At 50.3% G+C, this 23,771-nt stretch carries 16 protein-coding genes; 8 read left to right on the top strand and 8 right to left on the bottom strand.

Annotated features, from left to right (window positions below; all coding sequences use genetic code 11):
- Positions 1-169: 169 nt before the first annotated feature.
- Positions 170-2,401 carry a DPP IV N-terminal domain-containing protein gene (locus tag AC6I7T_RS32465; RefSeq protein ID WP_497794820.1) on the top strand — a complete coding sequence of 744 codons (2,232 nt, stop codon included), beginning with the start codon at positions 170-172 and terminating at the stop codon, positions 2,399-2,401.
- Positions 2,402-2,657: 256 nt separating this feature from the next.
- On the opposite strand, the gene AC6I7T_RS32460 is transcribed toward AC6I7T_RS32465, so the two are convergent.
- Together AC6I7T_RS32460 and AC6I7T_RS32455 are read right to left on the bottom strand one after the other, a co-directional pair.
- Entirely contained in the window at positions 2,658-3,962 is a 1,305-nt protein-coding gene (locus tag AC6I7T_RS32460; RefSeq protein WP_497794819.1) for a helix-turn-helix transcriptional regulator, read from the bottom strand.
- 623 nt (positions 3,963-4,585) lie between these two features.
- Positions 4,586-6,400, bottom strand: coding sequence for a hypothetical protein (locus AC6I7T_RS32455; RefSeq protein WP_497794818.1), 1,815 nt, complete (start codon positions 6,398-6,400; stop codon positions 4,586-4,588).
- A gap of 177 nt (positions 6,401-6,577) precedes the next feature.
- Here AC6I7T_RS32455 and AC6I7T_RS32450 point away from each other — a divergent pair, with 177 nt between their 5' ends.
- From AC6I7T_RS32450 to AC6I7T_RS32425, 6 genes are read left to right on the top strand one after another with little or no spacing between them, the layout of a single operon-like run.
- Complete coding sequence (locus AC6I7T_RS32450; RefSeq protein ID WP_497794817.1) at positions 6,578-6,985, top strand: hypothetical protein; 408 nt, start codon at positions 6,578-6,580, stop codon at positions 6,983-6,985.
- 45 nt (positions 6,986-7,030) lie between these two features.
- A complete protein-coding gene (locus AC6I7T_RS32445; RefSeq protein WP_497794816.1) occupies positions 7,031-7,465 on the top strand; it encodes a universal stress protein in 435 nt (144 codons plus the stop codon).
- A complete protein-coding gene (locus tag AC6I7T_RS32440) occupies positions 7,465-8,610 on the top strand; it encodes an HlyD family secretion protein (protein ID WP_497794815.1) in 1,146 nt (381 codons plus the stop codon). The genes AC6I7T_RS32445 and AC6I7T_RS32440 overlap by 1 nt, the downstream gene beginning before the upstream one ends.
- Entirely contained in the window at positions 8,607-10,250 is a 1,644-nt protein-coding gene (locus AC6I7T_RS32435) for an MFS transporter (protein ID WP_497794814.1), read from the top strand. The genes AC6I7T_RS32440 and AC6I7T_RS32435 overlap by 4 nt, the downstream gene beginning before the upstream one ends.
- Before the next feature lie 31 nt (positions 10,251-10,281).
- Complete coding sequence (locus AC6I7T_RS32430; protein WP_497794813.1) at positions 10,282-11,766, top strand: TolC family protein; 1,485 nt, start codon at positions 10,282-10,284, stop codon at positions 11,764-11,766.
- Between the two features lie 12 nt (positions 11,767-11,778).
- Entirely contained in the window at positions 11,779-12,387 is a 609-nt protein-coding gene (locus AC6I7T_RS32425; protein WP_497794811.1) for an RNA polymerase sigma factor, read from the top strand.
- Positions 12,388-12,547: 160 nt separating this feature from the next.
- Here AC6I7T_RS32425 and fdhA read toward each other — a convergent pair whose 3' ends face one another.
- The 3 genes from fdhA to AC6I7T_RS32410 all read right to left on the bottom strand — a co-directional run bounded on the left by fdhA (position 12,548) and on the right by AC6I7T_RS32410 (position 14,879).
- Entirely contained in the window at positions 12,548-13,747 is a 1,200-nt protein-coding gene (gene fdhA / locus AC6I7T_RS32420) for a formaldehyde dehydrogenase, glutathione-independent (RefSeq protein WP_497794810.1), read from the bottom strand.
- 55 nt (positions 13,748-13,802) lie between these two features.
- Positions 13,803-14,222, bottom strand: coding sequence for a GlcG/HbpS family heme-binding protein (locus AC6I7T_RS32415; protein ID WP_497794808.1), 420 nt, complete (start codon positions 14,220-14,222; stop codon positions 13,803-13,805).
- A 168-nt stretch (positions 14,223-14,390) separates the two neighbouring features.
- The gene (locus tag AC6I7T_RS32410; RefSeq protein ID WP_497794807.1) at positions 14,391-14,879 is read right to left on the bottom strand and encodes a YbhB/YbcL family Raf kinase inhibitor-like protein; all 489 of its coding nucleotides are present in this window, start codon (positions 14,877-14,879) and stop codon (positions 14,391-14,393) included.
- 509 nt (positions 14,880-15,388) lie between these two features.
- Here AC6I7T_RS32410 and AC6I7T_RS32405 point away from each other — a divergent pair.
- Positions 15,389-16,372, top strand: a complete 984-nt coding sequence (locus AC6I7T_RS32405; RefSeq protein ID WP_497794805.1) for a glycoside hydrolase family 43 protein — start codon at positions 15,389-15,391, stop codon at positions 16,370-16,372.
- Between the two features lie 1,542 nt (positions 16,373-17,914).
- Here the strand turns inward: AC6I7T_RS32405 and AC6I7T_RS32400 are convergent.
- The 3 genes from AC6I7T_RS32400 to AC6I7T_RS32390 all read right to left on the bottom strand — a co-directional run bounded on the left by AC6I7T_RS32400 (position 17,915) and on the right by AC6I7T_RS32390 (position 23,315).
- Positions 17,915-19,024, bottom strand: a complete 1,110-nt coding sequence (locus AC6I7T_RS32400) for a carbohydrate-binding module family 20 domain-containing protein (RefSeq protein ID WP_497794804.1) — start codon at positions 19,022-19,024, stop codon at positions 17,915-17,917.
- Between the two features lie 210 nt (positions 19,025-19,234).
- A complete protein-coding gene (locus AC6I7T_RS32395; protein ID WP_497794803.1) occupies positions 19,235-19,552 on the bottom strand; it encodes a hypothetical protein in 318 nt (105 codons plus the stop codon).
- Between the two features lie 304 nt (positions 19,553-19,856).
- Entirely contained in the window at positions 19,857-23,315 is a 3,459-nt protein-coding gene (locus AC6I7T_RS32390) for an arabinofuranosidase catalytic domain-containing protein (RefSeq protein WP_497794802.1), read from the bottom strand.
- Positions 23,316-23,771 lie beyond the last annotated feature (456 nt).

Below are 23,771 nucleotides of genomic sequence, written 5' to 3'. Positions count from 1 at the left end.
GCGGATGAAACAGTAGGTTCCGAAAACAAGGAATGTAGTGGAGCTGGGTTGAAGTTTTCTTGAGGTTTTTCTGAGGTCCAGAAATCATTGAAAATAAAAGGGGAATCGATTACCTGTTCGGCTCGTTATAATTTCGAGGTATCTTGTCACAACGCTGAGGGGCTCTTTTTTGAGGGGTAGTTTCAAAATCGCTGATTGGCAGGTTGATCCGGAAATCAATTGCCTGCAGAAGGACGAAAAGATCCTTCACCTCGAACCGAAGGTAATGCAGGTTCTAGTACAGCTCTCTTTGCACCCGAAAGAGGTTCTGAGCAAAGAGAGATTGATCCAGGCGGTATGGCCAGACACTTTCGTCAGTGATGACGTGCTGACGCGAAGCATCTCAGTCCTCCGCCGCTTGCTGGACGACGATCCTCACAACCCCAAATTCATCCAGACGATCCCTAAAGCAGGCTATCGTCTGCTGGTGGACCCGCAACCCTTAGAATCGGCGACTATTACCCATGAGAGCGAGGTAAATAGAGCAACAGCTGTCGCTGCACTCAAAACTGGTGAATCTTCCGAAGTAGTCACGGTTATTGCTCCTCCTGAACAAGAAGAAGCCTCCGAAACTTCCGCCGAGGAAACGCGGCCAAAGATCCGGAACCGCTGGAGAGAGCGTTGGTTAATTCCGGCGCTTCTGGTCCTTGTCTGTCTAATAGCCGTGCTGAGTCTAGTACTCTGGTGGACCATTACTCACCAGAAGACCCCGGTCACGGCAGTCGCCTTCCGAACCGTTTCTTTTACCTCCTACGAAGGGCAACAGTCACAACCGGCCTTTTCCCCTGATGGCAATCAGATTGTCTTTGTCTGGGATGGCCGTAGAAACGATACACGCGATCTTTATATTAAGCAGATTGGGAATGAAGCCCTTCACCGCCTGACTTCGGATGATGCCTATGAGTTCAGCCCGGTATGGTCTCCTGACGGTAGTCAGATCGCATATTTCAGCGCCTCCGATTCCGATCAGGGCATCTATCTGATCTCCAGCCTGGGGGGCACGCCGCGAAAGATATACTCCCCAAGCCCGGCCATCGTCTGGGATCTGGCAGCTCTATCCTGGTCTCCTGACGGAAAAAGCCTGATCTTCCCCTATGGCAAATCGGCGCAGCATCCATCTTCTATATATAGGTTGTCACTCGATACCCTGCAGATCGGTATCCTGACCCATCCGCCCTCCAATTGGGAAGGAGACGTGAGTCCGGCCTTCTCTCCAGACGGAAAGCAAATTGCTTTTGTTCGCGCGACCGAGGGGGCGGTACGGGACATCTATGTCATTTCTTCCGATCATGAGATACCACCCAAGCGCATCACCTTCGATAACCGAAACATCAAGAGCCTCGCCTGGGACAACGACGGTCGCTCGATTGTCTTTTCCTCGGACCGAGGCGGTAAATATTCCCTCTGGCGGGTACCCAGCACAGGTGGAGAACCGCAACGTCTTCCAGTGGGAACAGATGACGCAACGGAACCAGCTATCTCCCGCACAACCCAGCGGCTAGCCTATACACAAAGTTCGGCGGTTTGGAGCATTCTAAAATTTCAGCTTCGTTCCTCTACAGGCGATCCGAAGGCAACTGCTGTTGTCTCTTCCACACAACAAGATTCCGCTCCCGCCTGCTCTCCGGATGGAACACACATCGCCTTTCAATCATGGCGCTCGGGATCCCAGGAAATCTGGGTCAGTTCCAAGGATGGCTCCAATCTGGTACGAATTACCTCTTTCGAGCGATCACTGAGTGGCAGCCCGGCCTGGTCCCCGGATGGCAAACAAATCGCCTTCGATTCACGCCCAGAAGGACGGTCGCATATCTATGTGACACCCGCTGGAGGAGGAGTGCCACGGCAGATCACCAGCGGAAACTACAACGATATCCTTCCGCGATGGTCACGCGACGGACGTTTTCTTTATTTCAGCTCCAACCGTAACGATAGCTGGCAGATATGGAAGATCTCCACTTCCGGGGGTACGCCCCAGCAGATCACCACCGGTGGAGGATTTATCGCCGCCGAATCTTTCGATGGGAAATGGCTCTACTACACAAAACCCGATGTATCCGGCATCTGGAGGATTCCGGCAAGCGGCGGTCCGGAAATACGTATCCTCGATCAACCCAAAGTAGGTTATTGGGGGTATTGGAACCTATCCAGATCCGGTCTTTATTTTTTGAGTTTCGCCCAGGACAAACCAACAATTAATCTTCTGAATCTAACCACATCACGTAGCTCAAAAATCATTACGCTAGACCGTAGGCCCCCGGTCTACTCCGGCCTGAGCCTGTGCACCGATGAAAGCGCTCTACTCCTCACAGATCAGAACGATGCCGAAAGCCACATCACCCTGGTTGAATCATCTCGTTGAATCAGCATCTGCATTCAACGAAACGTGAACACTTAGGTTTCGACTAGATCAAGAGTGGATGTTCTGCACGGCCATTCTGCCGGGGAATGGCCCACACTTAACGGCTCTTTGTTCGACCACACAGAAACCCAACGGCTCTGATGCTCACTCTTCCTCAAAACAAATAATAGACTGCATGGTCCGCTATCGATCGGGGAGATTCCGTCAAGCTCGCAGCGTGCTATAGCGAGCCTGCGCCCAAGCACGGCAGGGAGTATCAAAAGATACTCTCTGCCAGCAATTCCTTCATAAGTCTGGCGCAACTGCTGTCAAGCTCACGCCCTTCGCTTAACGAGCTCTTCTGGATGGAGGGATCAGCCTCTTTGCTTCGTGCGATATCGAGTTTGGTGCTGCATTCACAATTAAGCGCGGACAGTTCTCTGCACAGAGCTGCTGCCTTCGCAGTTTTCATTGATGATTCAATCTCAGAGAAGAATTTGGCGGCCATCTTTCGGCACTCCATCCAGACCGTTCCGCTCCACCAGTGTCCATGGGTGCTGCCAAGCCCTTTGTCGATGCCTCTGATCCAGTTCTCCCAAGCTCCATCACCAAACAGGTAACCAGGATACTCAAACTCCTCGGGCGTAGATCTCATGCGTAGCGCTATGGTCAATGCCGATTCCAGCTGCGAACCTTCGTCTGCCCGATACTCTTCCTTTTCGAGAAGGGTAAAACCCACCCAGCCTTCCTTCGCGAGAGCCTCATTTTCCATCCCGAAGCTGAGCGTAGCTCTTACCTCATCCGGCACGCAGGTTGCGCCCGGCCAAGGCTTCAACAATAGGAATCCCTTTAGATCGTATCCAGAGATAAGCTGATGCTCCATAAAATCTAGAATGCAGACCTTACCGGCATCGAGATGCGCTTTAATCTTATTTTCACCTTCGCTCAATTCTGCAAGAGTACTACTCCGTTTTAGGCTGACCGTACCACTCCTGCGGATTCCCATGTTACGAAGAGCGAGAAAGAGCCGATCTTTGTTCCAACAATAGGGCGAACTGGGACAAAGATCGTCATGGATGTTGAGAACAAAAGCATGAGTGCTATAGCCGAAGAGTTTGGCAATCGACCAGTCCAGATCGAAGAACTCTGAAGCTCCCTTAATGCTGCTCATGAGAGTCGTATTTATTGGGCTTTGTTTGAGATTGGTCAATTCCATGATATTCAGCGGCTCCTTCATCCTTTCAAACAGATCGCGGTACTTACGATCAACGATCCGAAGTTCTCCCGGAGTTATTCCGAACCACGATTTAAATGCTGTGGTGAAATTATCTTGGGAACTGTATCCGTAAGAGAGCGAGACATCAGCGATACGTTCTCCCTTCATGAGCGCCCGCGCCGCCTCAGTAAGACGTCTTTTCCTGAGGTAGCCAGAAGGCGTTTCACCCGCAATGTTGTAAAACTTTTGCCGCAAGCGGTTTTCCGAATAGCCCGAGACCTTTTCTAAATCCAGATTCGGATCGGAATCAGTTAAGTGTTCTTCTATCCAGGCGGCTATACGCAAAACCAGGATTCTGTCGTCCATCCATTCAGCTCCCATGAGCATAGTACCCATTTGAGCCTAGAATTTTCTTTTGAAAATACGCAATTTCGTAAAAGGAGATGCTACCGAAGTTCAAATGCAAGAAACAAAGCTGAGCGGCCTGAAGAGCAAAACGTACCCCAGAATCCGGATATGGAAAACCCCTTGACGATGATGATTGATCAGCGAGCAAACCGCATAAAAAACCGGCTATCTTTAGTTGTCAAAATGGCAATGCCTTGGTTCACATAATCAGAGGACATAAAATCCCGACCAACGCGATCGGAGATAACGCCCTTGCTGTATAAGCCGGGAAACACAAAACATAATTGAACTGATTCTAGAATTAGGAATACGTATAAGCCAGGATGGAAAACTTATTCTCTCGGCGTCAGTAAGCCTGAGCCCGCAATGCCCTACTATTCACCTTATATTGATATTTATAAATTAAGTCAAAACTGCGATTATCTGAGGAGCATCCGCAGCGAAAGCTCCGCAACGCCATTCGAATTCCGGACAAACGCAAAGCTGTCGGATATGGAACTATTCGGTACAGAGGCCTACTTGGTTTTGGTTCAGGTAAAGAGATGAGCAAGTATAGGTCATTATCTCAATTGCCAATCCTGTCAGCCTAGATCTGACAGGATTAGCTCATTATCCGGAAAGAGTTCAGCCAAAATAGTTTTGAAAACAGCTTCCGCTCGGAGGGGCTGAACCCTTGGGTCGGCTGCAATCCATAGCAATTCTGGTTCTTTGTTCTTTGCTGCTGCCTGTAATAGGGAAAGAGCCGTTGATGTCTCTCCGAGCGCCAGGGCAAGAAGGGCCTGGCGAAATCTGCTAATCGGGGTAGGAGAGGTCAATAGACTGAACTCCCTTGTAAGGCGGTTGGCGAGTTCTTCATCCCCACTCATAGCCAAAGCCTCTGCAATACCCGCCATCATTGGAAGATGCGCACCTGAGCTGGGACGAATGTTTTCCGCGATTCGTCTTGCCGCGTCCTTGTTACCTAGATATACATTCATGAAAGCGATGTATAGTTGAGCCTCTACAGGAACAGGACCATAGATGAGCTGATCCGAAGCGAGTTTTGCACCCTCTTCGTAACGATGCGACAGAAATAGAAATTTAGCTTGCGTAATCTTCTGACGGAATGAGAACGGATCGTTTCGCTGCGCAATTCCAAGATAGTAGGAAGCTTCGTCGAAGCGCCGCATACCTGCGAGAAACAAGGCGTACTGGCGCGTCACCCCAACGTGTACTCCCTGCCGCAGGGCCTCTTTGAAACTTGCTTCCGCCTCTTGCCACTTCCACTCAAGAGCCTGAACGCAGGCAAGACACGAATAAGACTCAATCATCTGAGAATCGAGCTCAACAGCCTTCAATGCCGCTGATCTCGCCTCTGCAACTGCCATAGAAGAGGGATAAATGCCGCGCAGAATCATTTCTACATGACACTGCGCTATGCCACAGAAAACCCGTGCAAAATCCGGAGCGAGTTGTGCTGCCTGCTGAAACTTCCTCAGAGCTGCCTGCAAATCCATAGCAGATCCCTCATCAAGTTGCGTTTCTGCCTGGATGATAAGCGGATACACCGACAGCATCAGCGCCCCAGCTGTAGCTTTCAAATGCCGTATATGCGACTGTTCGGGGCGGGCACGGCCGACGAATGCTCGAGCAATCAGTTCCTGGATTTGGAAAATCGAATCAGAGTTTACTTCTGTCTCAAAGCGTTGGGAATTAAGCTGAAAACCATCTGAATTCAAAACGCGAGAGGTAATGCGCAAATGGTTATTTTCTCCGCGAACGCTACCCTCAATAACAAACTGCACCCCTAATTCACGTGCCAGCGAAGGAATATCACGAGGAATTGCCGCATACTTAGCCACGGAAGTAGCTGAGGCAACCTTAACGCCTTCAGTCCGTACTAAAGCGTGGATCAATTCCTCTGTAATGCCCTGCGCGCACATGCCGGAAAATGGCTGTCCAGAGAGATCCGCGAAGGGCAATACGGCCAGAGATACCCCCTCTCCTTCGGCAAGTAGCCCTCCATTTGAACTCGTCAACTTCGAGTTATAGGAAGATGATTTTTCGTTCCGGCGAAAAACCGGCACGTAGGTACCCGGCCGCAGATAGATGAATATAGGATCCTCTTTGCCTCCCGACTCGTAATACTCCTTTAGTTTGGCACGAAGTCTTCTGGCTTCTGTTCTAACTATTGAGTCCTGGCTTGGATGGTAAGGGGGTTTTCGATCATATACTTCGGTACCAATCACATACTCCTTAAGTATGTGTGCATTTCCCACGAGCGCACTCTCGACCGTAAAACGCAGAAAGCGCCCCAACCGGTCCGATTGCGCAAAAAGGTCGCTCTGCAGAATGAGGCTGAGCTGCGAGTGCACTTCCGCTTCGGAGATGTTTTCAGTCATCAGCTTTTCGTCCACGGACCAACTCCCTTGCAGAAAATGAAGGCGTCACCATCAGCTCAGGAATAACAGCAGCTTTCAACCATCATAACGGAGACGCCTACATTTTTTCTGTAATCACTGTCAGCTAACCGTTGCTCACTTCCCGCCAGGAGACAACCATGACATTCTCGATAAGTATACGAGAGGCTTAGCGTGGAAGACGAGAAACGCCAAATGCGAGTGCTTACCGTGGCTCCATCAGAAATGTGCGTTAGGCTCAGCCGCCAGCTTATGCCGTTACATGTTGAAGTCATTGGAGCAACTCATGCTTACGAAGTTGCTCATTACATTCATGCCGGAGGGTCGTTTGAGGTTGCAATTCTGCCAGCTGCACTTCCGGATGCGGAATGGTGGGCGCTATGGGGCGAACTGTGCCTGCTTACCCCCCGACCCTCGATTCTGGTCTATGCACGACGGGCAACGTTTCAATTATGGGCAGGTGTACTCGAATCGGGAGCTTACGACCTGATCACGGAGCCGTTCTCTGAAGAAGAGATTCAAGATGCTGTTACGCGCGCCCTGCAAAACTTCAAGACCAATGAGAACGAAAGTGAGATCTGAGGAATGTACCTCGATCGATTTATTCAAAAATCTTCGGGAGGCGTAATGTTTCGCAAAATAGCAGTTGCATATGATGAATCGCCAGAAGCTGAACGCGCATTTCGATCCGCGATCCAACTCGCTAAGGCTCTTGAAGCGGAATTACTCACGGTCACGATCATGGAAGAGCTTCCTGCCTATACGGCCTATGTCGCCGGCGTGGATCCTTCCGGAATGTGCTCACTCCACCAGGACAAGATCCAGGTTTGTGAAAAGCTGCAAGCAAGAGCGAAGGCATTAGCCTTACACGAAAACATAGCGGTGGTCTCGAGCTTAATCGATGGAGACACGGTAGAAGCTATCGCGGGTTTTGTCTGTGACCAGAAGGTGGATTTACTTGTTGTCGGACTCCACCATCGGTCATTTCGTATCTCCCGTATCTGGAGCACAGTATATTCACTCGCGCAGGATGTGCCCTGCAGCATTCTGGGGATTCACTAATGATAAAGAAAATCATTGTTCCTCTCGTCATTTTGTGCTCGGCCACTATTTTGATCTTCACGATTAATGGTTGCTGGACTTCCTGGGAGGGAAATCGATCGGAGCAGAAGACCGAAGATGCCTACTTCCGTGCCGACGTTACACCGCTCAGTACCCGTATCAGTGGGACAGTTCGTAACGTGAACATCACCGATTACCAAGCAGTAAAAGAAGGGCAACTCTTGGTAGAGCTCAACGACAACGACTACCGTGCGATTTTGGCTCAAGCGCAGGCCGCTTTAGCAGCTTCAGAAGCAGAACTGGCTACAAATCAGACGGCAAAGGTATCGCAGGATGCCCAGATTCAAAACGCAGAAGCTGGATTGGCAGCTGCTTCTGCAGCGGTCGTCACCGCAGAAGCTGGAATAGCGTCGGTTAAACCAGACGTAGAGCGCACTCAGGCAGAACGAAGGCGGCAGGAAGCGCTTTGGACGGAAAGAGCCACAACTCATCAAAAACTTGAACAAGTGATCGCGGATGCCGAGCGATTTCAAGCGATGTTAGCAACTAGACAAGCTGATCTTGAACGAGCAAAGGCAGCTCTGGCAAGCAGCAAGAGTGTGCTCGCCTCGCAAAGAAGCCAGCGCGCACTTCTGGATACAAAGGACAGCATCTATCGCGCAGACATCGAAGCCAAGCGCGCATCGATTGCCGTAGCTGAAGTTAATCTGGGATACACGAAGATCCTTTCTCCCATAAATGGAGCGGCCGGAGAACGACATGTGCAGCCGGGCCAGCTTGTTGGCGCAGGCATGCAGGTTCTCTCACTAGTAAAGGGTGACGTCTGGATCGAAGCTAACTACAAGGAAACACAACTCACGAATATCCATCCGGGAGATAGAGCCGATATCAAGGTAGATGCATTTCCTGGAATTACATTGCATGGAAAAGTCGCAGAAATCGCGCCTGCTAGCGGTTCGCAATTCGCCTTGCTTCCACCGGATAACGCAACAGGAAATTTCACAAAGATTGTTCAGCGGGTTCCGGTAAAGATAGTACTTGACCCCAACCACGCTCTACAGGGACAACTAAAGGCAGGATTCTCGGCTGTAGTAACCATTCATACCTCTGGTCAAAATACGAAGACTGAGGATAACCGATCGTGACGAAAGGGCGAATCAAACCAGAGCAGCAACCATCAGAGGTGGCCATCTCCTCAAACAATACAACGCGCCCATTCCTTGGAGTCATAGGTGTTCTGCTTGGTGCGTCGATTGCAACCTTTCAGGGCAGACTTATCAGCGTTGGCCTCGCAGATCTGAAGGGAGTCCTGCATCTTGGCGTAGACGAAGCCTCATGGATTAGCACCGCCTTTAATACGGCAGTGATGTTCATCGGCCCATTTTCCGTATACCTGGGAGGATTGCTGGGCCCACGCCGAGTCCTGCTGATATGCGGTATGTTGTTTTCGCTCATCAGCGCTCTTCTCGCATTCACTACGACGCTGCCGGTCATGCTCCTCCTGCTGATACTAGCGGGACTTACTGCGGGCAGCTTCTATCCGCTTACCCTATCCTTCGTATTGCGCAACCTGCCCATGCGCTTTGTTCTTCTGGGCATTGCGGCCTATGCAATGGATATCGTCTTCACGACATACGTTGCGACATCTCTTGAAGCGTGGTATGTGGATCATTTGTCATGGCGCTGGATATTCTGGAACAGTACCCTGCTAACACCCGTGATGGTTGTTCTTGTCTATTACGGGATACCATGGCAACCACGCCCCAAGCCGTCATCCGAACAACCGCGCCCCAACTGGAGAGGTTTTCTATATGCAAGCCTTGGATTCTCTCTGCTCTATATCGTTCTCGATCAGGGACAGCGGCTTGATTGGTGGAATTCGGCTACGATTATTGCGCTCACGATCACCGGGGCTTTCCTGCTGGTGGCTACTGTGTGGCGACGCCTGGTAGATGCCAACCCACTTATTCATCTCAGATTTCTCGCTCGACGTAACACAATTCTGCTCGCGATAGTGCTTATTTTCTTTCGCTTCGTCATGCTGGCGCCTGTTCTTGTTCTTCCCAGCTATCTCTCTACTATCCAGGGATATCGAGCCTTGCAAACCGGGCCCGTCCTGTTGTGGGTGGCAATTCCACAATGTCTTTGCGGACTGCTTGCTATTTATTCTCTGCGCTTCATAGATGCACGGCTTGTTCTTGCGTCGGGCTTTGGCCTGGTGGCATTTGCTTGTGTGGTGAATATGCAAGTGGACTCACGGTGGTATGGAGATAGCTTCTGGCTTTCGCAATGCATGATGGCAGTCGGCTTGGGGCTGGCCTTCAACGGGCTCGTTGGCTCGCTCATTCTGGAAGTTCTAAACACCGGCGCTCTAGCACGGCCGATTGATGTGCTTACATTCGCAGGATTCTTCCAGACCGTACGACTTCTGGGCGGGGAATTAGGAACTGCTGTGATGCAGTATTTTCTGTCCTATCGCGAACAGTTTCATTCCAACATCCTTGGTCTTGCTATCCAGCTTGGACGAACCGCTAGCGACCAAAGGATTCTTGCACTAAAGGCAGGAATAATACCGCATGCAAGCAATCCAGATACAGGGAGCGGTCGAGTTGTAGAACTTCTTGCATTGCAAGTGCGGGGGCAGGCATTCACGCTTGCGATTGGTGACGGCTTTGCACTGGTAGCAGGGGCAGCCGTCGTGTGCATGTTAGCTGTCGCATTCATGGGTTCAGTTCAAACCCAATATAGGCAGGTAACAGAAACTCCTGCCGCTCAGTCGCTGTAATGCTGACATTCTTGATTGAAGGGAATCAGGTATGAAGTTCGAAATCCGGCGTACCCGAAGACGCCTAGGGTATTTCCTACAAAGATGTAGACCAAATCGCAGAAGCATACGCGGCTTTCCGTCAAAACAAGCCGCTTTTCAGCAAGTCTATACCTATGCGGGAAATACTCTCGAGGTGTTATTGTTGGCCGGTTTGTTCACGTTGTGCGCAAACTCATCCACGCTGATGGCGCAGAACTCACATCCCGGATTATTGACACTCTCGGAGGCCATCGATATGGCATTGAGCAATAACCGCGATTTGCAGATTGCCACGCTAGAAGTCGCTGATAAAGAACACCTCAAGAAGATCGCGCGTGCTGCCTATTTCCCTCAGATCAAAAACGAGTCGACTGCGTTGCACCTTACAGAACTTGCCGGAGTTGCGATTCCTGTAGGTGCATTTGGGAACACCACCGTAACAGGACCAATTCCCAGACACACTCTTACAATTGATCAAGGCGAGTTGACTACTTATACCAGTGGGACTGGGCTGGCACAGCCGCTTACTCAGTTCTTCAAAATTCATGCATTCAATCGCGCAGCTGCCGCCGACGTCGAAGCTGCACAAATTAAACGGACGCAAGCGCAAGATGAGATTGTTTTGAAGGTGCGCCAGCTCTATTACGGAATTCTGATTGCACAATTGAAACAACAAGCAGCAGAAGAACAGCTGCATGCTGCCGAACAGTATGACCATGAAAACCAGAATGATGTGCAACGAGGGGCAGCCCTCGAAACAGCTGCTTTGGAAAGCCGCGCTGCGTGGCTGAAAGCAAAACAGTCGGTCCTAACCCAAAAGCTACAGCTTGATGATTTGACACTCAATCTCGATAATCTGCTTGGACTCTCGATCGGTGTACGTTTTAAGCTCGATGCAAGTACAGAATCGCCTTCCACGGATATTCCGTCACGTGAGGATGGCTTGCGCATCGCAAAAAAACAGAGTTTGCAGATTCTTGCTGCACAGCAAGCAATCGCGAGGGCCAAGGCCGGCGTCATCGCTGCCAAGGATGCATACATTCCTGACGTAACAGGAATTGCCAGATACAGCTATCAAAGCGGGGTCCCATTGCTTGTTCACAACTTCGGAACCTTTGGCGTCACCCTGTCCTACGATCTTTTCGATGGAGGAAAGAGAAACGAACAGATCCGCCATTCCCAAATTCTATTGAATGAAGCTGAGGAGAATCTCCGTAAGCTGAACGACGAACTGGAGGTGCAGGTAAATGCTGCATATGACAAGGTAGAGCAGGCCGAAGGCATGTTGGGCGTCGCCCGCAAGGTGATGGAGCTACGAACCGAAGCAGCCAGAGTGGCAGATCGACAGTTTGAACAAAACTCCATCCTGCTCTCGGAGAAAATTAAGGCTCACGCAATGGCCATCGAGGCAAATGCGTCTTTACTTGAGTCTACGCTGGGGCTCTCTCTAGCAGAGAACGAAGTTAAACAGACAATCGGGCAAATGCCACGCTAACAAGGATCATAAATGACTGAGCTAATCATTTTCGACAATGACCCGGATCGCCCGCTCGTTGAGCGCGCAGCAAGTGGGGATGTTACAGCATTTGAAAAACTCGTGCTACAACACAAACAGTCCGTCTTCCGTACAATCTTCAGAATCACTAAAGTCCGCGAAGATGCCGAAGATCAGACGCAAGAAACTTTTATCCGTGCCTATCGGTATCTCGCCAGCTTTCGCGGAAATTCGAAGTTCAAAACGTGGTTAATGCAGATTGCCGTGAATCAGGCCTTGATGTGCTTGCGTAAGAGGCGCAACGATGCTATCTCTCTTGTCCTCCCTCCCTCGGAGGACGGCGAAGATATATTGATGTTGGATTTTGCCGATTTCAGATTAAATCCAGAACAACAATGGATTCGAGCCCAAATAGAGGTTCATCTAGAAAAGGAAATCAATCGCCTCCCCCGAACATTACGGTCCGCTTTTATTCTACGATGTATCCACGAATATAGCGGTTCTGAAACAGCGACCCAATTAGGGATCAGCGTTGGAGCAGTCAAAAGCAGAGTCGGGAGAGCGAAAAATACGATTCGAGAACGTCTCAATAAATCAGCAAATGCTTCGATCTGCGCCTAAAGGATCTCACCGAACTTTCATATATAAACAACTGATTGTACTCGGTCACAGAATAGTGCAGAGTTGGTCGCTGAAATTCTTTCAACCAAATCGGTTTTGACCGATGGTGGCATGCTTCCTCCTCGATGAGACTAAAAGAAGGACCTCCTGGACAACTCGATCAAGCAGCTTTCTTGCTTACTAGTCCATTCGGATCAATCACGAATTTCTTCGAAGCACCTTTATCGAACTCCTGATAGCCTTCCGGGGCCTCATCGAGGTTAATTACTGTAGCATTCACAACTTTTGCGATCTGCACACGATCATGTAAGATCGCCTGCATCAATTGACGATTGTATTGTAGAACTGGTGCCTGCCCTGTATGAAAATGTAGAGACTTTGACCATCCTGTACCGAAGCGCATCCTCAACATACCGTGTTTAGCATCTTCATTTGGAGCTCCAGGATCCTCGACCACGTAGAGACCAGGAATCCCCAAGCCGCCAGCCACAAAGGTGATATCCATAAGTTGATTTAGTACGGCCGCGGGTGCCGCTTCCGCCTTTGCGCCATGGGCACTGGCTTCGAATCCTACGGCATCAATTGCGGCATCGACGACCGGAACGCCTACGAGCTGTTCGATCTGTTCACTCAGGTTGTCATGTTTGCTGATATTAATCGTCTCGAAGCCGACTTCCCTTGCATGCTTTAGTCGGTCTTCATTCCGGTCACCGACAATCACAACGGCTGCGCCAAGCAGTGAAGCCGAAGCAGCAGCGGCCAGACCGACGGGACCAGCTCCCGCAATGTATACAATAGATCCAACCTCTACACCTGCACTCTTTGCTCCGTGAAAACCGGTAGGAAAGATATCCGACAACATGGTGAGATCGGTAATCTTCTCCATAGCCCGAGCTTTGTCCGGGAACTTCAGCAAATTGAAATCCGCATAGGGTACCATGACATAATTGGCTTGCCCGCCAACCCAACCTCCCATATCAACGTAGCCATAAGCACCTCCAGGCTGCTTCTGATTCACGTTCAAGCAAACCCCGGTATGCCGCTCACGACAGGCACGACAGCGACCACAAGCAATATTGAATGGAACAGAGACCAAATCTCCAATATTAATGAAGAGAACGTCTCTGCCCTTTTCAATTACCTCGCCAGTTATTTCATGCCCAAGGACCATTCCTGATGAAGCCGTTGTCCGACCTCTGACCATGTGTTGATCCGAACCGCAAATATTGGTTGAAACGACGCGCAGAATTACGCCATGCTCGATTGGTTTTCCCTGTGGGTCCTGAAATTTCGGGTAATCGATATTCTCGATTTCGACTTTACCTGGTCCCTTGAAAACGACTCCACGATTAGAAGGCATGCTGATACTCCTCAACTCGTCGCTATAATGTCGTTGTAATGGAATAGAGAGAGACTTATTCTCCAAAGACCTTCGCAGCTGCTTCTGCGACCGCCTGATCCTGCTTGCCAAGTCCGCCACTCACGCCTACAGCACCGACAACCTCGCCCCCTCGCTTTAGAGGAACACCGCCTGCAAAGATCATGACTTTGCCATTATTCGAAGCATGAATTCCAAAGAACTGGTCACCACTCTGAGAATTCTCGCCCAGGGCCTTGGTCTCAATGTCAAAAGCGCGTGAGGTAAATGCCTTCTTTTGTGCAATATCGATGCTGCCAATCCAGGCGCCTTCCTGACGCTCAAAAGCAACAAGGTTTGCGCCCGCATCGACTACAGCGATGTTCATTGGTACCCCAATCTCAGTCGCTTTTTCCTGTCCTGCCCGAATGACACGTCGAGCCTCTTCAAGCGACACACCCAATGCTTTTCCAGCCATTCTCTTACTCCCTCTCTAAAACGTGATTCTGTTTATTCGAGATAGATAATCTCGTCCCTAAGGTAAGATGCAGCTTTAGAGAAACAGCCAGAACAAATTGCGTTACATAGAGATGACTAAAGGGGCCCTGGAACGCAAGGATCAGCAATAGCTCGATCGATCTTCTCCTCATTTGAAAAGCAGGTTGAGACCATTTGGGGAAGAAGTTATAGCCGGCGTCCTAATCGGGTACTTGCTAAACCAGGCTGCCCAATCACGGCCTTTGGAATAGATCCCCATTAATGCTGTCTGCTTCAGAAAATGTCCTTTCATGGCGCGTTCTACTTCCGGGAGAGTCGCACCAGGACTCAAGGACAATTCAGTATCCAACGCAAAAAGACGCGCAAAATAATGATGCACTCCCGAGGGCGGACATGCCCCAAGATAACCGATGTCTCCGCTATCGTCTTTTCCCTGCATTCCCAACCCTGGGATCTTCTCTCCCTTTGGAGTATCTTCATCGATCTGGTTTATATCCGGAGCATGAAGCAGAAAAGCTAAGGCCTTCGTTCCTGCAGGAATAGCTGTCCAGGAAAATTCAAGAGAGATATTCTCTCCTCCGCATGTATACCGGCGTGGAATGCCCCTCGGGTCGATATGCGGACTCTTCAGATTCACCGCTATTATCCTCCTTCAAAAACCCCTGGTTTGTAGGACTCCGTAGCCACACATCTCGTTGTCTTCCTATATTCAATTGCAACTGAAAAATACATTTTTTGAATCTGGCCATGTATCTGGGAGAATGAACTTAGTATCGGCCTCAGGTACCTCGACCATAGGTTTGTCGAGTCTCCACCATTGCGACCCCCTGCTTGAATAAACGTATGCAACAGGAGGTATTGCTGTTCACAGCACAGACGGGATCGATTCTGTGAATAGCATGCGGTTTAACAGTAATTGATCATGGTTTATGTAAATGAGCCCCCTTTAACAATAACTCGCAAGCTTATGCATACCGCCAATGCGACACAATAATGAAATCTATCCGATTTGCAATAGTTCATTTGCACTATAGAATCTCGCTCACTGCATTGCGCACTTGCGGCGATCATCGATCTCGGAGTAGACCATAGATAATCGCGCGGAAAAGATTGATCCCAGATAGATAGGTCGCTAGGATATTCTCTATGTTGAAACAGGCTACAGCTTTCGTTACAGTCAGCACGTGGTTCGCCTTATTCTTCTCACCGACACTAGGTGCGCAAACAAAAGCATTGACGAACCCAATCATCGACAACCCTGACCCCTTTGTTACCCGTTATAACGGCGTTTACATTCTGCTGGCAACAACAGGAAGAAACATCACCTTGTGGGCTAGCACCCATATGGAAGATCTCCGACGCTCGCCAAAGATTGTCTGGAGCCCGGCACCTGGCGACCCTCTCGAAAAACAGTTGACGCAGATATGGTCGCCCACTCTCTGGCAATTCGAAGATCGCTGGTGGATCTATTTCACGGCGACGACAAATGGTGACAATAGCGGTCATGGCATTTTTGCATTGAAATCGCTGAATAACGATCCGCTGGGTCCATACACTTTTGCAGGAAGCATTGAAACGGGGATGCCATCCATTGATCCATCACTGCTTCGTGTCGACGGCAAGTCATATTTAATGTTTGTGAGTGTAACGGGTGGACATAATGCCGTGTGGATTGCACCATTGTCCGATCCTCATACTCTCGCGAGCAAAGCGAATCTACTCATATATCCTGACAGGCCATGGGAGCAGACAAGTTGGCCGGTCGTAGAAGGACCAACTGCACTCTATCACGGAGGTCATATCTTCATCGTTTACTCAGGCAGTCACACAGCCAGCCCAGCATATTGTCTTGGGTTATTAACGTACTCCGGCAAAGGATCTGTTACAGATTCGTCCAACTGGAGTAAATCTGGTCCAGTTTTTCAGCAGAACCTCAAGGGGAATGTCTTTGGCCCAGGGCGTGGAACCTTCACCACATCACCGGATGGCACTCAGAACTGGATCTTATATGCAGCGAAAGCCACCAGCAATTTTACGGGAGAAGGTCGTAGCGTGCGTGCACAACAGTTTACTTATAATAACGACGGTACCCCAAATTTTGGAGTACCACTAGCTCTGGATATACAGTAATCGGCACCTTCAGGTGAGATTTCGCAGTAGCAAATCAGTAGGAGGGCACCGCTTTCTATACAGGAACGAGGTCATCCGGCTTGATCGCGAGTGTCTCTTCTTTGAGAGCAGGAAGCCCATATGATCATAATTTCCGGTCGGCCAGAGACAATCAGTCGCCTGCAGCAGAGGGCGCCCTCCCTGTTCCCAATATTTCCAATAAAGAAATTCCTTCAATTCGTGAAAGCATATCCGACATTGCAGAAGTGCAACAAGGAAGTCTCCGGAGAGACCACGGATAGCGTTTTGAACCCGCTATACCGGACGGCGATATTACATCCCATCCGATAATAACCTTTATCTTCTTTCTAGACTGCCGCACGTACTCTTACAGATATGGCACTTTCATCGCCATAGGATAGTCGGTGCAAACGACGACGCAATGCTACAGACCGTTCGGAAACAATTCTCATCTCGAGAGTTTCATGACATTCTCCACAAAGCCAAAAATGCTCTATCTCCACAAGGTGCTTGTTTTGCCTGACGAGCCTGACCACCTGCCCCGAACGAAGATAGTCGAGCTTTCTCTTACAAGATGGATTAAAACATTCAGAAATCATGCCTCTTCTCTCCTCTTCTTTACCGCTGATATACAAGGGACAACCGTATAGATCGCCCGGCCTCCAACTAATACATTTAAAAGTGCTTAATATCCATAATCTCAAAAATGAAACGTTTCAAAATAAGCACGAATGTTCCATCCAGTATTCGTTTGCATTTCCATCTGTTTAGGCACCCTACTCTCCATCCCAGCGGAAATAAGTTTTTGATCCTATATATTCAAATTCTTTACAAGCTCGGGTGGACGACTGCAGATACAAATATTCAACGGAACCACACGAGCCATCTTGGGCGGATACAGAAGTAATGTACTACGCAAACTTCGATGTGGATATCCAGAAAAATACGATGCGGCTACTTCGAAGCCGCGACTATTGCCAAATTGGAACTTTGCTAAGCAAAAGCGCAATCACAGCGGATCTATACTCCTCAATCTGCAGTTACATACAACTTTTCGGCAATTTACCTTTTCGTCATACACAAAAAGCAAATAGGTGCAGACAAGAACTTCTATCTCCGGTTTATCCTCAGACGGGAGAAACCGGAAATAGAAACCATCCACGAGAGATATAGCCATACAGTTACATAGATTGCCAGGGTACGCTCGGCCCTTTTGAACCATGATAGATCCTTACGAATCACCGATATAAAGGTTGATCTCCAGGGCTTCTGGGGCAGAAACACCAGTAACGAAAAATTGACACCCACGATATTCATGCTCATGACATGCGCTTAATATAAATAGTTATCAGCTAGATAATATTCATTCGTATTATTTTTTATCAAGGGGAGACATCAACGAGCAGGAAGAGTTCAACTCTAAGTTCGCGGGCAAATAGAGCTCCTGTCAAGACATGACTTCAGCTATAAGCTGCGTGGCCATTCCGCTAAGAATAGCCACGCTTCGCGATTTTTGATCGGCCGTACTAGACCTAAATGCGGCTAGAAGGTTGGATAGTACGTCGATGTATCCACGGTTGCGGTGGAGCCGGACGCAGAGGTGAAACTACGATTGCTTCCGCTCTCCCATGTAACATTCCCACTCGCATCCTTCTTGATGAACTTGAATTGGAAGGTTGTGTTCACAGGAATGCTCACGGGCAGGAACCATGCCGGATAGTTTGGATTCAGCATGGCCTCAGTTGCTTTCGTCGGATCCCAATTCCCCAGTTCTGGAATGTTTCCAACGATGTAGATGTTTTCCCCATAGTTTGTGGAAACACTCGCATGGAAAATGACCTGGTTCTGGTCGCCGGAAAGCACATTGTAAGTGAATGCATTGCTGGTGACACCACCCTTTGCCACAGTAACGTTGGTAAGGCCAGTAACGCCAGACGGAACCGTAACAACGATCTTGTTATCGACACTTGACACCACGGTTGCAACGGTTGAGCCGAATAGAACAGAACCTCCGGCCAATCCGCGTCCATAGATATAGGCAGTATTGCCCGCCCGCCCCATCGCCGGCATCATGTCGCCGATCCTCGGAGTGGTGGTTCCAAGTGAAGGATCATAGGACCAGACGCAGGTTTCTCCTCCAGAGAGCGAAAACGATGAAATCTTGTTCTGCCCACCGACATTTGTGACTGTAGCGGAGTTACATGAGAGCAGTCCGTTCAACACATCGGAATAAGTTCCAACAGGGAAAGAGGTGTTAATTGCAGGAACTGTATATGGCACATCAGGTTGACGATTCGTAGCAACAATCACCTGCTTGTCATAGAACTGACGCTGAAAGACCAATACGTCATTTGAGCTATATAACACGCTGGCCGTTCCAAATGCGATTGCATCGTTCTGCTGGCGCAAACCGGAAAGCGCCGTGATGACCTTAAATGCGGTTGTGTTTTCATTGGTCGTCGTTGTGGTCTGGAAATAGCGGCGTCCTCCTGTATCACTAGTATCGACACCGGTTATATATTGCTCGGTTCCATAGTAAATGGCGGGGATTCCGCGCGAAGTCAGGAGTGTCGCGAGAGCGGCATGATATGGTTTGTCGTTGGGCTGAATGTTCCGGAAGCGCGTAACATCGTGATTATCAAGGAACGGCACCGCCTGGTTCGAGTAACTATAGTCGTTCTACCAAAATCCGCCATAGTTTCAGAGAAGTTCCCGAAAGCGTTCGTGGCAGTACGGAAGTATTCAAAATCAAGATCATTAACACCGGTGCGATTTGGGAAGGTTCGGTACTCGTCGTATTTTGGATCGGGACGACCGATGAAGAACTCACCGAAGTGAGTGATTGGCCCTCCAGTGGAGGAATCAATCGCATCGCGGAGCGAGCCCTTTCACGAATGCAGGATTCATGTGCAGAGTCGCATCATGCCGGAAACCATCTACTCCTTTGGACTTCCAAAAAAGAGCAGCCTTCTCCAGATAAGCAGCCACAGTTCCATTCTCATGAGAGAAGTCTGCAAGCGACCCGAGATCCTTGTGGCGGTAACCAAAGCGCGAGGTGTCGCTGCCGCGGTCGCCAAGATCATGGAACCATCCTGCTGTATTGTTATTCGGATCTGCAAGTAGTGTTTCAAATGCTCCGTTTACGATGGGCCATGGCATCCTCAGAGACACGAGTGGCACACTACGCCACACACTCTAATGCAAGTATGTTCAGCAAAGGCATCAAATTTGCCATTCCACGAGGAAATAATTCTGATTTTTTACCAGATCGACAGCATGAAGGCTAACTTCATGTTTCTCGAAGAGTTACAGGCAACATGAATAGCCGGGGAGCAGAAGTGCAAAGTATCGTGAAATCCGGCCAGAATGCAATCAAATGATTTCGAAGAAAATGAATCGGGGCATACCGAGTGATACGGTATGCCCCTGATTCATTCTTTTCAGTTATGAGCTCCATATAACCGAATGATCAAGTACTACGACCTCAACGATTCCCTCCCCGATATTGGTTCGGAGCTCCAGGGGTTGGAACGCTGTTGGAAATCTGCACTCCACTGGCATGAGCCAGTGTCAAGGGAGCAGTGAAGCTCAGACCGCTTCCGGAGATCTGCACGCCAGCCGCATGTGCATGAGCCAGTGGAGCAGAGATGGTAATGGTAGCGGCGCCACGGCCCCTGAGTGAGGAAATTACGACTGTTTCGGAGTCCGCTCCGCTATCAATCGTGATCGTTTGGCCCTTACGGAAACCGGTCACGCTGGCAACAGGGAGAACGGTTGCGCCTGTTCCAGTAGCAATGCGCACGGTAGTGGCACCTGCTGTGCCAACAGTAGCAATGATAGCGGTTTCAACATTCGCACCAGAATCAATGAAGACCTTCTGACCAGAACTGAAGCCTTCCACGTTTGCAATTTTGATGTTGGTTGCAGCCGCGGGCGATGCAGCCGAGAGTGTGGCAGAGGCCTGAGTCAGGAAGTCAGTACAGTTGCTATCTGTATCGACACCATCTGGGAAGCGTCCTGCGCTCGTATTGGTGGCAATTGGAGCCACGACGGTTGTCCAGTCTTCAAACGCCGAGCCAGGTGCTGGCGCAAAGCAGCCGCTCAGGCGTGCTCCTGAACCGGCTTGATCCCCTTCTGCGGCCCAGGGATCAACGAGGGCTCCATAATTGAGACTGTCGGCAATGGCTCCCGAAGCATCCCGGAGCACCATACTCCCCTCCTCGACGGTTATGATGCGACCGAATTGAGGTGACCTGGTCGTCAGTTCCGGGCCTCCAAACCACTGGTTAGGAACCGGTGTTCCCTGATAGCCAGCAGTCTTGACAGCGTCATCCCGAACGACCGCGTGGAGCACATGATCGTTAGCCAGCGGTCTGTCGAGCGTTATACCAGTACCAAGTGCCTGGATTGGCTCGTTGCTCGAATGGGCAAAGTCCGTCGCAGGCTGGAAGCTGATCCCTGTTCCTCGATTGCTGAACGGGAGATTGGCGGCATGGTTGAACTGCAGTGGAGCAGCCAGATCCAAACCTGTCCCCGGAGATACCACCCACTCATCGGCTACATGCGATTTAGCAAGGGCTGGTGTAAAGTCAATCGTGGTACCGTTTGGTTCTTTGCTGCCGACGGCTGTAACGGTAACGACCTCCTGGCTCGCCGGGGTACCAACCGTAATCTTGTCACCTACAGCGAAACCCGCTGCCCGACGGACGTTGACCCGGGTCGAACCGGCCTTTGCACCAGCTGCCAGATTCGTCTGACTTGCTGCCGTACCAACATTAGTCACTGTTACAGTTTCAATTCCATGTCCAACACTTTCGATATCCAGCCTGATCTTGTCACCAACAGAAATATCGGAGACTGATGTTACCTTGAGGTTGGTCGCACCAGCATTTGCATCCATCGCCAGATAGGCCTGCATGCCGGGCTTACCGACTGCAGTTACAGTGGCTGTCTCGTATTGCTCGACCGTATTTGCAACAACCGGGTAAGTAGTGCCGTAGCCAAGCGCAATCTTCTGGCCTACAACAAAACCGGCCACGCTCTCAACAGGTACATTGGTCGCGCCCGTAGGAATTGTGATTACCGGTCCTTCGGGGAGGGGTTGCCACAGCGTTGTATGGTTGCTGGCAGCCGTCCCAAGACTTGCAATCTTGCGGGTTTCCACGCTGGAGCCAGTATCGATACTGATCGTATCGCCTACCGTCATTCCATCCGTGTTCCTAACATAAATGGTGCTTTCGCCTGCGCGGGCCGGAACCGCCAGACCGGAGTTGGAGAGACCCAGGAGATAGAAGCCGCCAGCCGCTAGTTTCGTCCCGTCCGGAATCTTAACCGTCGAGAAAATAGCTTGATGGGCCGGGTGCTCAGTCAGCGTCCAGTTGGAGATATCAATGCTTTGCGAACCCGAATTGTAGAGTTCGATAAATGAATCTGTCGGATTGGCCGGAGCACCAGAACGAACGCGATATTCATTGATCTTGATCGGGCTGGTATTCCGCACCTTAAGTGCAGCTATCTCCATTTGCTTACTGCCACTGGCCGAGTTTGTCCAGGAGGCATTGCCGACCAGATCGCCGTTGAAGGTTGCAGGCCCGGAGGTCACTTTGAAAGTAGCGCTCACGCTCGCACCCGGCGCAACCGGCTGAGCAAACGTCTTTGACTCTTTGGAGGAACCGGAGACAACGGCGGTCCACCCCTTGCTGGGTGCAACAAGGCTCAAGGTAACGCCCGGTACAGGCGCTCCGGTCGTGTTGGTGAAGGTTACGGCGATATCTCGCGAAGATCCCGGAGTGAAGGTTTGCGGCCCTGCCGTCGCAGAAGCTACGGTAAGCGGAGCCACGTTATATCGAGCAGCCACGATGTTGGTTTGAACAAGCTGGTCGGTGGCGTTCGATGGGAATGTTCCGGCGGCTGTCATCGCTCCTTCATAGAAGGTTCCTTGTGAGCCATCACTGTTGTCGCCACCGTTACCTAGAAGAATAGCCCCCTGTTTACGCATCGGGTCATAGGTAGGATTCACGCGAGGTCCATCGAACATGACGGACAGAACACCCTTTTGCGCATCGCCACCCATAGATGTCCAATGGTGAGGTTCACCCTTGGCAATTGCGGTAACAAATCGCCAAGGAATGCTCGGCAGATTCGAACAACCTTTGGAACCATCCTGGTTGACACAACCTACCAGATTGTTCTCTTGATCGGTCATGATCCATGGACCGTTCCCTTGCCCGCTATACCAGGGAGAAGCATTACCGAAGTAGAGAGTCTCCATAGTGCCGTTGTCATCATCACGGCTGTCGATCTCGGCGTTGCCATAGTCGAAGCAGCAACCGGAGTTGAAGTGCTTGCCATTCACGACCCAATATTGACCCTCTGCCTGATCGTCGACTGCGGTACCTTTAGCATCGTTATGGCGGAGTCCCATGCCCGGTTCGATAAAGGCACCATATACCTTGTGCCCCATGATCGTAATCGGCGCCATGTCGGCGAGTGGAAGGTTGTTGAACCCACCCAAGGCTGGGCCGCTGAATCCGCCACGGGGTGCTTGCGTAAGATCGTTGTGCTTGGAAGATTGGTCGTAGATGGCGGTAATCCAGCAGTAGGTATTAGCGCAGAATCTGTCCTGTGCAGCCGCGTCGGCATATCCGCCTGGATCCGGAACTGGCGAGGCAACAGGTTGGACAACACCAATGTCCAGAGTCTTGCCATCCGATTGGCGTAAAACCTGGTAGAGAGGACCGTTATATGAGGCATATAACGCACGTGTAGTGCTATGAGCGGCGGCGCAGGAGTTCCCGGCAGCCGCATAGATGTCGCATGGGCCTTGGGGTCTGGGTGGAGCAACGCCGGGGCCGGCCCCGGCTTGCTGCGCCATAGCCAAAGTGGCGCCGACCAGAGCAAACATGAGTGCTTGCATGAGTGAAAGATCGATTCTCTTATTCATTCCAGTCCTGTCTTCTGTGGAGCATTCCTTTAGGTCTTCCGAAAAGGCTGAATCCTCTCTCCGTTTTGAAAACCCGATTTCTTCGAAATTTCTGCCGGAATACGTATACCACCTGATCCATAATTTGCTCCACCTCTCGCAAGGAATAGCGATGGCGTTTGGCTTTTAAATGGCGAAAACGTATTCCAATCAATTCCGCTCACCCGGCTGTTCCTCCGTTTTTCGGCACAGAATCGGCTTGGATTCTGTTTCTTTAACCTATGCACGAACCCGACTACATCTCACGGCCGCTTCGTGAGTTTTTTCCTGTTTCTGGGATCTGAAACACCTGCGCTGCTCAAGAGAGACAGCCCCTCCTCCCTTCCGGCCAGCCAGGGGGAGCAAAGCGAACGATGTTTACGGTAAAGGCGCCAACGAGGGCGACACACCATCAGAAGGTTTATTGCAATCATGCAC

The sequence above is a fragment of the Humiphilus diazotrophicus genome (assembly GCF_059726315.1).
This window is presented reverse-complemented; position numbering and strand designations above follow the sequence as displayed.